This is a genomic window from Kytococcus sp. HMSC28H12 (genome assembly GCF_001816045.1).
GTDB lineage: Bacteria > Actinomycetota > Actinomycetes > Actinomycetales > Dermatophilaceae > Kytococcus > Kytococcus schroeteri.
Map to the genome: position 1 here is coordinate 1 of NZ_KV824268.1, position 11,666 is coordinate 11,666.

9 protein-coding genes are annotated in these 11,666 nt (G+C 73.0%); all 9 read left to right on the top strand.

Annotated features, from left to right (window positions below):
• Positions 1–78 precede the first annotated feature (78 nt).
• On the top strand, positions 79–1,074 hold the full coding sequence (locus HMPREF3099_RS00775) for an ABC transporter permease (RefSeq protein ID WP_070703310.1): 996 nt from the start codon (positions 79–81) through the stop codon (positions 1,072–1,074).
• Positions 1,075–1,112: 38 nt separating this feature from the next.
• Complete coding sequence (locus HMPREF3099_RS00780; protein ID WP_070703311.1) at positions 1,113–2,207, top strand: ABC transporter ATP-binding protein; 1,095 nt, start codon at positions 1,113–1,115, stop codon at positions 2,205–2,207.
• Positions 2,204–3,268 (top strand): ABC transporter ATP-binding protein, encoded by a 1,065-nt coding sequence (locus tag HMPREF3099_RS00785; RefSeq protein WP_070703312.1) that lies wholly within the window; start codon positions 2,204–2,206, stop codon positions 3,266–3,268. The genes HMPREF3099_RS00780 and HMPREF3099_RS00785 overlap by 4 nt, the downstream gene beginning before the upstream one ends.
• A 134-nt stretch (positions 3,269–3,402) precedes the next feature.
• A complete protein-coding gene (gene alaS, locus HMPREF3099_RS00790) occupies positions 3,403–6,084 on the top strand; it encodes an alanine--tRNA ligase (RefSeq protein WP_070703313.1) in 2,682 nt (893 codons plus the stop codon).
• Between the two features lie 8 nt (positions 6,085–6,092).
• The gene (ruvX, locus tag HMPREF3099_RS00795; RefSeq protein WP_083323363.1) at positions 6,093–6,626 is read left to right on the top strand and encodes a Holliday junction resolvase RuvX; all 534 of its coding nucleotides are present in this window, start codon (positions 6,093–6,095) and stop codon (positions 6,624–6,626) included.
• Between the two features lie 16 nt (positions 6,627–6,642).
• The gene (mltG, locus tag HMPREF3099_RS00800) at positions 6,643–7,746 is read left to right on the top strand and encodes an endolytic transglycosylase MltG (RefSeq protein ID WP_083323364.1); all 1,104 of its coding nucleotides are present in this window, start codon (positions 6,643–6,645) and stop codon (positions 7,744–7,746) included.
• Complete coding sequence (locus HMPREF3099_RS12205) at positions 7,740–8,648, top strand: shikimate dehydrogenase family protein (RefSeq protein WP_168168400.1); 909 nt, start codon at positions 7,740–7,742, stop codon at positions 8,646–8,648. Before mltG ends, HMPREF3099_RS12205 begins: the two co-directional genes overlap by 7 nt.
• 2 nt (positions 8,649–8,650) lie before the next feature.
• The gene (gene aroC / locus HMPREF3099_RS00810) at positions 8,651–9,889 is read left to right on the top strand and encodes a chorismate synthase (protein WP_141761911.1); all 1,239 of its coding nucleotides are present in this window, start codon (positions 8,651–8,653) and stop codon (positions 9,887–9,889) included.
• On the top strand, positions 9,886–11,595 hold the full coding sequence (gene aroB, locus HMPREF3099_RS00815) for a 3-dehydroquinate synthase (protein WP_083323366.1): 1,710 nt from the start codon (positions 9,886–9,888) through the stop codon (positions 11,593–11,595). The genes aroC and aroB overlap by 4 nt, the downstream gene beginning before the upstream one ends.
• Positions 11,596–11,666 lie beyond the last annotated feature (71 nt).

The following is an 11,666-nucleotide window of genomic DNA, read 5'->3' on the forward strand; positions in this document are numbered from 1 at the left end:
CGCCACCGCCCCCTCCGGGCGTGACCCGCCCGGTACCCACCCAGCAGCCCACACCCCACCACCACTCAGGAGTCCCGGGTGCTCGTCTACATCCTGCGCCGACTGGCCATCTCGGCGGCCGTGATCTTCACGGTCATCCTCATCACCTTCGTCGTGTTCTTCCTGGGTCCCAGCGACCCGGCCGGCGCCATCTGCGGTGAGTCGCCCTCGTGCACGCCCGAGCGCGTCGACCAGATCGCCGAGGCCCTCGGACTGAATGTGCCGCCGCAGCAGCAGTTCAAGGACTTCATCGGTGGCATCTTCATGGGTCGTGAGATCAGCAACGGTGGCTTCACCAAGGTGTGCGAGGCCCCCTGCCTGGGGTGGAGCTACTACCGCAACGCCCCCGTGACCGACCTCGTGCTCGCCGCCTTCCCCGTGACCGCCTCCCTGGTCTTCGGCGGCATGGTGGTGTACGTGGTGATCGCCCTGGTGGCCGGAGTGGTGGCCGCCAAGTACCGCGGCACCTTCATCGACCGGATCATCGTCGGGTTCAGCCAGACCGTCAGCTCGATCCCGTACTACGTGTGCGCGCTGATCTTCTTCCTCTACGCGATGGTGTTCACCGGCATCGTGCCCCGCTCGGCGTGGGTGGAACCGTGGAAGGACCCGGTGGCGTGGTTCCTCGGCCTCATCGGTGTGTGGCTGTTCTACGGCACCTGGGCGTCGGCGTCCTACATCCGCTACGTGCGCGCCTCGATGATCGACGTGCAGAACTCCGACTACGTGCGCACCGCCCGGGCCAAGGGCCTGAGCGAGACCACCGTGAGCTACAAGCACGCCCTGCGCGCTGCCATCGCTCCGTTCGTGACGCTGGTGGGCCTCTCGGTCTCCGCCGAGCTCATGGGTGCGATCTTCACCGAGACGATCTTCGGCCTGCCCGGGATGGGCAAGCTGGCCATCGAGTCGTTCGGCCACGACGACCTGCCGGTCATCGCCGGCACCGTCATCGTCGGAGCCGTGCTGGTGACGCTGGGCAACCTCATCGTCGACCTGCTCTACGGCGTCATCGACCCGCGCGTCCGCCTCCAGTGACCGCCCAGGCACACCGACCCGGAACCGAGGACCTCCCCATGACCACCCTTCCCACCACCCCGGCCGACCCCGACGAGGTGTTCGACCGCCCCGAACTGGGGCAGCCGCTGCTGTCCGTGCGCGACCTCAAGGTGGCCTTCCCCACCGAGGACGGTCTGGTGCGCGCCGTGAACGGCCTCAACTACGAGGTGTACCCGGGCCGCACGCTCGCCATCGTGGGCGAGTCCGGCTCCGGCAAGTCCGTCTCCACCATGGCCGTGATGGGCCTGCACGACCCCAAGCGCACGCGCATGTCCGGGTCGATCCAGCTCGACGGCCGCGAGATGGTGGGCGCCTCCCAGTCGCAGTTCCGCAAGGTGCGCGGCAGCGTCGCCTCGATGATCTTCCAGGACGCGCAGTCCTCGCTGCACCCCTACAAGCGGGTGGGGGACCAGATCATCGAGGCCTACCGGGTGCACCACAACGTCTCGCGGTCCAAGGCGATGGCGCGCGCGGTGGAGATGCTCGACCGCGTGGGCATCCCCAACCCGCAGAAGCGCGCCAAGCAGTACCCCTTCGAGTTCTCCGGCGGTATGCGCCAGCGCGCCATGATCGCCCTCGGTCTGGTGAACGACCCCAAGCTGCTCATCGCCGACGAGCCCACCACGGCCCTCGACGTGACGGTGCAGGCCGGCATTCTCGACCTGCTCAAGGACCTGCAGCAGGAGTTCGGCTCGGCGATCATCCTCATCACCCACGACCTGGCCGTCGTGGCCGAGGTGGCCCACGACACGCTGGTGATGTACGCCGGCCGCGGTGTGGAGCGCGGCGAGACCCACCAGGTGCTCTCCGACCCGCGCCACCCCTACACCCGCGGCCTGCTCGGCTCGGTGCCCAGCATCAGCGAGACGCTGGGCGAGGAGCTCAAGCCGATCAAGGGCGCGCCGCCCAGCCTGACCAAGCTGCCCAGCGGCTGCTCGTTCCACCCACGCTGCGAGTTCGCCGCGCAGGTGCCCGACGACCTGTGCCGCACCGAGGTGCCCGGCCTCTCCGCGCCCCCCGGCACCGAGAACCGCCTCGTGCGCTGCCACCTCTCGGCCCTCGGCCTCGTGCCCGGTGAGCCGACCCCGACGAGCCAGGAGACCCTGCGATGAGCACCCGCCTCGACGACACGATCGTGCACCCGCGCCAGGCCACGGCCGACCGCGAGGTCCTCCTGCAGGTCACCGACCTGGTCAAGCACTTCCCGATCACCGAGTACAACGGCCTGCTGCCCACCAAGAAGACGGTCAAGGCCGTGGACGGCGTGAGCTTCGACCTGGCCGCCGGCGAGACGCTCGGCCTGGTGGGGGAGTCCGGCTGCGGCAAGACGACCACCGGCCGGCTCGTGACCCGCCTGGAGAAGCCGACCTCCGGGTCGATCATGTTCGAGGGCCACGACATCGCGCAGTACTCCGAGGGTCGGCTGCGCCCGCTGCGCCGCGACATCCAGATGATCTTCCAGGACCCGTACGCGTCGCTGAACCCCCGCTACACGGTGGGCAACATCATCGCCACGCCCATCCGGGTGCACAAGCTCATGCCGGAGAAGCAGGTCAAGGGCCGGGTGCAGGAGCTGCTGGAGCTGGTGGGCCTCAACCCCGAGCACATCAACCGGTACCCCAACGAGTTCTCCGGTGGCCAGCGCCAGCGCATCGGCATCGCCCGTGCGCTGGCGGTGGAGCCCAAGGTGATCGTGGCCGACGAGCCCGTCTCGGCGCTCGACGTGTCCATCCAGGCGCAGGTGATGAACCTCATGGACCGGCTGCGCCGGGAGTTCAACCTGGCCTTCGTGTTCGTGGCCCACGACCTGGGCGTCGTGCGGCACTTCTGCGACCGCGTGGCCGTGATGTACCTGGGCCGCATCGCCGAGATCGGTGACCGGGAGCAGATCTACGGCAACCCGCAGCACCCCTACACCCAGGCGCTGCTCTCGGCCGCGCCGGACATCAACGTGGTGCGCGGCATGGCCAGGCAGGAGCGGATCCGCCTCGAGGGCGACGTGCCCAGCCCGATCGACCCGCCGAGCGGCTGCACCTTCCGCACCCGCTGCTGGAAGGCCCAGGAGGTGTGCGCCACCGACCGCCCGGAGCTCGACCCGAGCGCCACGGACCCGCAGCACCGCATCGCCTGCCACTTCCCGGAGAGCCGCGTGATCTCCACCGAGGTGGCCTGAGCCCCACGCGATATCCTGCACCGTCGACCGTGCCGGTCGGCGGTGCAGGCGTGTGCCCGGGGCGACCGGGCACGGCGCCCGCGGCGCCCGGCGCCGCACCCGAACCTGGATCGTCCACATCATCAGGAGTTGCGATGGAAACCGCTGAGATCCGCCGCCGGTGGCTCGCCCACTTCGAGGGGACGGGCCACGCCGTGGTGCCCAGCGCCCCGTTGCTGTTCGACGACCCGAACCTGCTCTTCGTCAACGCCGGCATGGTGCCCTTCAAGCCCTACTTCCTGGGGCAGCAGACCCCGCCGTGGGGATGCGCCACCAGCGTGCAGAAGTGCGTGCGCACCGGTGACATCGAGGAGGTCGGCAAGACCACCCGCCACGGCACCTTCTTCCAGATGTGCGGCAACTTCTCCTTCGGCGAGTACTTCAAGAAGGAGGCCATCGAGCTGGCCTGGAGCCTGGTGACCGGTCCCCAGCAGGAGGGCGGTCTGGGCTTCGACCCGGCGGACATCTGGGTGACGGTGCTGGGCGCCGGCTTCCACCCGGACTACCCGGAGGGCGACACCGAGACGATCGAGTACTGGCTGGGCGTCGGCGTGCCGCGCGAGCGCATCCAGGGCCGCGGGCTCGACGACAACTACTGGCACATGGGCGTCGAGGGCCCCGGTGGCCCCTGCTCGGAGATCTACGTGGACCGCGGCCCGGAGTACGGCGCGGACGGCGGCCCGGAGGCCGACGAGGACCGCTTCCTGGAGATCTGGAACCTGGTGTTCCAGACCGAGATGATCACCGACGTGCGCTCCAAGGCCGAGTTCACCGTGGTGGAGCCGCTGCCGTCGAAGAACATCGACACGGGCCTGGGCCTGGAGCGCGTGGCCTACCTGCTGCAGGGCGTGGACAACCTCTACGAGATCGACGAGGTGTACCCCGTCATCGAGCGGGCCGAGGAGCTCAGCGGCAAGGGCTACGGCGACGCCGAGGGCGACGACGTGCGCTTCCGCGTGGTGGCCGACCACGTGCGTTCCTCGCTCATGCTCATCGGAGACGGCGTGACGCCCGGCAACGAGGGTCGCGGCTACGTGCTGCGCCGCCTGCTGCGCCGCGCGGTGCGCTCCATGCGCCTGCTCGGCGTGCAGGGCCCCTGCCTGCCCGAGCTGCTGCCGGTCTCGATGGAGCAGATGAGCAAGTCCTACCCGGAACTGCGCAGCGACTTCGAGCGCATCAGCCGCATCGCCTACGCCGAGGAGGAGGCCTTCCGCCGCACGCTGGAGGCCGGCACGAACATCTTCGACACCGCCGCCGAGCAGACCAAGGGTGCCGGCCAGAAGGTCTTCCCCGGCGAGAAGGCCTTCGCGCTGCACGACACCTACGGCTTCCCGATCGACCTCACCCTGGAGATGGCCGCCGAGCAGGGCCTGACGGTGGACGAGGAGGGCTTCCGCGGGCTCATGGCCGAGCAGCGTGCCCGCGCCAAGGCCGACGCCAAGGCCAAGAAGTCCGGGCACGCCAACACCGAGGTGTGGCGCGAGCTGCGCGAGCTGGGCGCCACCGACTGGCGCGCCTACACCGAGCTGGCCACCGACGGCCGCGTGGTGGGCCTGGTGCGCGAGGGCGAGCGGGTACCGACGCTGTCCGAGGGCCAGGTCGGCCAGGTGGTGCTGGACGCCACGAGCTTCTACGCCGAGTCCGGTGGCCAGACCGCCGACGCCGGCGTCATCACCCTCGACGGTGCGCGCCTGCAGGTGACCGACGTGCAGCGCCCGGTCAAGGGGCTCGTGGCCCACACCGTGAAGGTGCTCTCCGGCGAGGTGACCGAGGGCGCCGACGCGCGCGCCGAGGTGGACCCCACCTGGCGCCTCGAGGCCGCCCAGGCCCACTCCGGCACGCACGTGGTCCACGCCGCCCTGCGGCAGGTGCTCGGCCCGTCGGCGCTGCAGTCCGGCTCCTACAACAAGCCCGGCTACCTGCGCCTGGACTTCGCGTGGAACCAGGCCCTGGACGCCGCCACCCGCAGCGAGCTGGAGGAGGTGGCCAACCTCGCGGTGCGCGACGACCTGCCGGTGAGCGCGCATTGGATGACGCTGCCGGAGGCCCGGGAGTGGGGCGCCCTGGCGCTCTTCGGCGAGACCTACGACGAGGACGTGCGCGTCATCGAGATCGGTGGCCCGTGGTCCCGCGAGCTCTGCGGTGGCACCCACGTGCAGCACTCGAGCCAGATCGGTGCCCTGACCCTCACCGGTGAGTCCTCCGTGGGCTCCGGCGTGCGCCGCCTCGAGGCCTTCGTGGGCGTCAACGCGCTGCGCCACCTGGCCACCGAGCGGGCGCTCGTGGCCGAGCTCTCCGGCATCGCCGGTGTGCAGCCCACCGAGCTCAAGGACCGCGTGTCCCAGCTGGTGGCCCGTCTCAAGGAGGCCGAGCGCGAGATCCAGCAGATGAAGCGCGAGCAGGCCAAGGGCGCCACCGCGGGCCTGGCCGACACCGCCGAGCAGGTGGGCGGTGTGCAGCTGGTGCTCGCCGAGCTGGCCGAGGTGGATGGCGGCGAGCTGCGCGGCATCGCGCAGGACGTGCGCCAGAAGCTTGGCGAGACCGCCGCGGCCGTGGCCCTGGTGAGCACCGCCGGGGACAAGCCCGTGGTGGTCGTGGCCACCACGCAGGCCGCCCGCGATGCCGGGGTGAAGGCCGGTGCGCTGGTCAAGGTCGCGGCCTCCGCCCTCGGCGGCGGCGGTGGCGGCAAGGACGACCTCGCGCAGGGCGGCGGTCAGGACAACACCAGGGCGGGCGAGGCGCTGGCGGCCGTGCGCACCGCCGTGGGCGCGCTCTGAGCACCGCCGTGACCACCACCCACACCACGCCGGACGCGGGGGAGTCCCCCCTGCCCGGCGTGGTGTGGGGCGTCGACGTCGGCATGGCGCGGGTGGGCCTGGCCCGGGCCGACCGGGAGGGCCTGCTGGCCAGTCCGGTGCGGACCGTGCCCGTGGACGAGGGGGACACCGCACTGCAGGAGGTGGTCGACCTCGTGCGCGAGGAGTCCGCCTCCACCGGCGTGGTCGTGGGCCTGCCCCGCCACCTCGACGGGCACGAGAGCACCTCGGCCGCCGAGGCACGCCGCTGGGCCGGCCACCTCGCCCGGGCCCTCGGGCCGGACGTGCGCGTCTGGCTCGTGGACGAACGGATGAGCACGGTGGCGGCCTCCCGCGCCATGCGGGAGTCCGGGGTGCGGCAGCGCGAGCAGCGCACCCGCATCGACCAGGCGGCGGCCGTGGAGATCCTGCAGGGGGCACTGGACGCATGGCGCCGGGGGAGCGCCGTCGGAGAGCCGGTGGCGGGCCGCAAGCCGCGCCGCCGCAGCAAGCAGAGCACGTGAGGACCAGGGAGACGCGATGACCCCCACGAGTCGCAGCAGGATGCCCCGCACCGCCCCGCCGCGCCCGCCCCGTCGGCAGGTCGCGGCCGTGGTGGCCGGCGCCCTCGCACTGACCGGCGTGGGTTCGGCCCTCACCTGGGACACGCTCTCCCCGGTGCTCTCCACGCTGGCCGTGCCCGACCTGGGCAGCTATCCCGACTACGAGGGGGAGGGCCACGGGGAGCGCACCGTCAAGGTGCCCGAGGGGTCCACCGGCTTCTCCGTGGGCCAGGTCCTCGAGGACGAAGGGGTCGTGGCCTCCGCGGAGTCGTTCAACGAGCTGGCCCGCCTGGAGCCCCGCATCGAGCGCCTGCAACCGGGCACCTACGTGCTCAAGGAGGAGATGAGCTCGGTGGCCGCCATCGAGGCACTGCTCGACGAGCGCAACCTGCGCGTCGACAAGGTGACCGTGCCCGAGGGGCAGTGGAAGTCCGAGGTCTTCGACCGCCTGGCCAAGGGCACCGGTGTGCCGCGCGAGGACTACGACGCGCTGAAGCCCCAGGACGTCGGGCTGCCGCCGGAGGCCAAGGGCGAGCTGGAGGGCTGGCTCTTCCCGTCCACCTACAACTTCGACATCGACGACGACGCCCGCACCCAGGTGCGCAAGATGGTGGAGCAGGCGCAGAAGGAGCTGGAGCGCGAGGAGGTGCCCCGCAAGGACTGGCAGCGGACGCTGACGATCGCCTCCATCGTGGAGGGCGAGAGCAGCGGCCAGGCCGACCGCGGCAAGGTGTCCTCGGTGGTGCAGAACCGCCTGGAGCAGCACATGAAGCTGGGCATGGACTCCACCGTGCACTTCGTCCACCAGCAGCGCGGCCGGGCCGGCACCACCACGGAACAGCGGAAGTCCGACAGCCCGTACAACACCTACGTGCACGAGGGCCTGCCGCCGGGCCCCATCAACAGCCCGGGGCGCGCGGCCATCCAGGCGGCGGTGGAGCCCGACAGCACCGACTACCTGTACTTCGCGACGGTCAACCCGATCACCGGGGAGACCAAGTTCTCGCGCACCTTCGCCGAGCATCAGCGGTACGTGGCGATGTTCAACCGCTGGTGCCAGCAGAACGAGGGCCGGTGCTGACCGGGGCCCAGTCGGCCGGCACCGCGCCGCACGCCGTGGTCGTCGGCTCGCCGGTGGCGCACTCGCTCTCCCCGGCGCTGCACCGGGGCGCCTGGCAGGGGCTGGGGCTCACCGGCGGCCGTTACGACCGCGTGGAGGTCGCCGCCGGGCGACTCGCCGAGGCGCTGCCGGCCCTGGTTCGCGACGGTGTCACCGCGCTCTCAGTGACGATGCCGCTCAAGGAGGAGGCGCTGGAGGCCGGGCGCCGCGGGGCGGGCGCCAGCGAGACCGCCGAGCTGGCCGGTGGCGCGAACACGCTCGTCCTGGGCCCCGAGGGCTGGGCGGCGGACAACACCGACGTGCCGGCCCTGGAGCGCGTGCTCGCCCGGGCGGCCGGTGGGCATCCCGTGCGCGAGGCGGTGCTGCTCGGGTCCGGTGCCACGGCCCGGTCGGCGCTGCTGGCGCTCCAAGGAGCCGGGGTGCGGAGCCTGCAGGTGGGCGTGCGGGCCACGGTCCGCCCCGAGCTCGGCGCCCTGGCCGAGCGGCTCGGCGTGGTCCACGAGGCCGTCCCGCTGGACGGCGCCCTGGCGGAGATCGCCGCCGGGCGCTCGCCCCGGCTGGTGCTGAGCACGCTGCCCGCGACCTCGTGGGGTGCGCTGCCCGCGGTCGGTGAGTGGGCTCCGGGGGAGCAGGCCCGCGGCACGGCCGACCCCGCCCTGGTGTGGGTGGACGCGCAGTACGCCGACTGGCCGCACCCGTGGGCGGCGGCGGCCGAGCGCGCGGGGGCGACGGTGGTGAGCGGCCTGCACATGCTCGTGGAGCAGGCCGTGGACCAGGTGGAGCTCATGACGGGTCGGCGTCCGGGTGTGGCGGACACCGCGTCCCTGCTGCCGGAGGAGCTGCGGCGACTGCATAGGCTGTGACCATGCTGAGGTGGTTGACGGCCGGGGAGTCGCACGGTGAGGCGCTGACGGGCGTTCTGGAGGGTGTTCCCGCGGGTGTGGGGGTGACCACGCAGGACCTGGCCGGCGCGCTGGCCCGTCGCCGTCTGGGCTACGGGCGCGGCGCCCGCATGAGCTTCGAGGCCGACCGCGTCACCCTCATCGGCGGGGTGCGCCACGGGGTGACCATGGGCTCGCCGGTGGCCGTCCTCATCGACAACACCGAGTGGCCCAAGTGGGAGGCGGTCATGTCCGCCGACCCGGTGGACCCCGCCGCCCTGCAGGTGGACGCCGGCAAGGGTGACGAGCGCGAGGTGGCCCGCAACCGGCCCCTGACGCGCCCGCGCCCGGGCCACGCCGACCTGGCGGGCATGCAGAAGTACGGGCTCGACGAGGCCCGCCCCGTCCTGGAGCGCGCCAGCGCGCGCGAGACGGCGGCCCGGGTGGCGGTCGGCGAGGTGGCGCGGCAGGCTCTGGAGTCGCTGGGCATCCGCGTGGGCAGCCACGTGGTGGCCCTGGGTGGCGTCCACGTGCCGGAGGGGGCCACGGACCGCGCGGCCCTGACCGCGCTCACCACCGACGAGGGGCGCGAGCGCATCGACGCCGACCCGGTGCGCTGCGCCGACCCGGACGCTTCCGAGGCGATGGTGGCGCGGGTGGACGAGGCGAAGAAGGCCGGCGACACGCTCGGCGGCGTGGTCGAGGTGGTCGTGGACGGCCTGCCGTCGGGCCTGGGCTCCCACGTGCACGGCGACCGCCGCCTGGACGCCCAACTGGCGGGTGCGCTCGTCTCCATCCAGGCCATCAAGGGGGTGGAGTTCGGGGACGGCTTCGACGTGGCCGACCGCCCGGGCAGCCAGGCCCACGACGAGATGGTCTGGGAGGGCGACCGCGTGCGGCGCGTGACCGACCGCTCCGGCGGTCTGGAGGGCGGCATGACCACCGGCGAGCTGCTGCGGGTCCGCGCCGCGATGAAGCCCATCAGCACCGTGCCGCGCGCCCTGCGCACCGTGGACGTGGCCACCGGCGAGGCCGCGACGGCCCACCACCAGCGCTCCGACGTGTGCGCGGTGCCTGCCGCCGGCATCGTGGCCGAGGCCGAGGTGGCCCTGGTGCTGCTGCGGGCCGTGCTGGAGAAGTTCGGCGGCGACCACCTGGACGACACCCGCGCGGCCCTCGCGCACTACCGGGCGCGCACCGCCTCCACCGGCGGGGCGGCGTGACCCCGGCGCTGCCCGGGCGCCGCGTCCCCACGCCGGCCGACGTGGTGCTCGTGGGCCCACCCGGCAGCGGGAAGACGACCGTGGCGGCCTTGCTCTGCGAGGACGGCTCCTCCGAGGTGGTCGATACCGACGCCCTCGTGGAGCAGCGGGCAGGGTGCACGGTGGCCGAGCTCTTCGCGACCCGGGGTGAGACCCACTTCCGCGAGCTCGAGGCGCAGGCGGTCCAGGACGCCGTGCGTGGCACCGGGTTCTCCGCCGCACCGGGGCGGGTCGTGGCCCTCGGGGGAGGGGCGGTCATGACGCCCCGCGTGGCCGAGGAGCTGCGCCGGTTCGCCGCCGACGGCGGGCACGTGGTCTGGCTCCAGGTCGGTGCCGAGGCCGTGGCCGAGCGCCTCGCCGGCGGCGACCGGCCGCTCCTGGCCGGGGACGACGCCCTCGCGCGGTGGCAGCAGCTCGCGGCGCAGCGGGAGTCCACTTGGGCGGAGCTCGCCACGCAGGTGGTCGAGACCACGGGGCGGCCGCCGCACGAGGTGGCCCGCATCGTGGCCGAGCGCACGCGGGACGAGGACGTCGCCGACCGGTGGCCCCTCGGCCCCCGCAGCGGGCTGCGCGTGGCCGTGAGCACCTCCGAGGGCGGTGACGCCTACCCGGTGACCATCGGCCACGGGGTGCTGGACGACCTCGCGTTGCTCCTGCCGGCCACCGGGGCGGTGCCGCCCGCGGCGCTCGTGGTGCACCAGCCGGGTCTGGAGCCGGTCGTGGAGCGGGTGCGCGCGGTGCTGGAGGCCGCGGGCACGCCGGTGCACGTGCACGGCATCGAGGCGGCCGAGGCGGGCAAGCGACTCGAGGGTGTGGCCGGTATCTGGGAGGCGTGCGCGGCGGCCGGGCTGGACCGTGGCGGGCTCCTCGTGGCCGTGGGCGGGGGAGCGTGCACGGACGTCACCGGCTTCGCCGCAGCCACGTGGATGCGGGGCGTGGACGTGGTGCACGTGCCCACCACGCTGCTGGCCATGGTGGACGCCTCGGTGGGCGGCAAGACCGGCATCAACACCTCCGCGGGCAAGAACCTCGTCGGCGCCTTCCACCAGCCGCGGGCCGTGGTGTGCGACCTGGACCTGCTGGCCGGCCTGCCCGTCCAGGACGTCCGCGCCGGATTGGCCGAGGTGGTCAAGTGCGGGTACATCGACCTCGAGGAGGTGGACGGCTGGCAGATCCTGGACCGGGTCCGTGCAGGCGCCGAGCACTCGGCCGACCCGCGTGAGTGGCCCTTCCTCGCCGAGCTCGTCCACCGGGCGCTGCGCGTCAAGGCCCGGGCCGTGGCCGCCGACACCCGCGAGGCCGGGGTGCGCGAGTTCCTGAACTTCGGCCACACCCTCGGCCACGCGCTGGAGAAGGTGGAGGGCTTCGCCCTGCGCCACGGCGACGCGGTGGCCGTCGGCATGGTCTTCGCCACCGCGCTGGGCCAGGAGCACGACCTGTGGCCCGGCACCGACGAGGTGCGCGGCCTGCTGACGTCGGTCGGCCTGCCCACGCGCTACCAGGGGAGCGCCACGTGGGAGGAGGTGCGCGTGGCGATGGCGGGCGACAAGAAGGCCCGCGCCGGCGCCCTGCGCTTTGTGGTACTTGAGGAGGTCTGCCGTCCGGCCACCCTCGACGCCCCCGACGAGGCGCTGCTGCGCCGCGCGTGGGAGGCCGTGCGGGCCTGACGGGGGTGCACGCCCTCGTACCGAGGGGGGAGACGCAGGACCGCCGAGGGCGGGCCCGGGAGTCCGGGCCC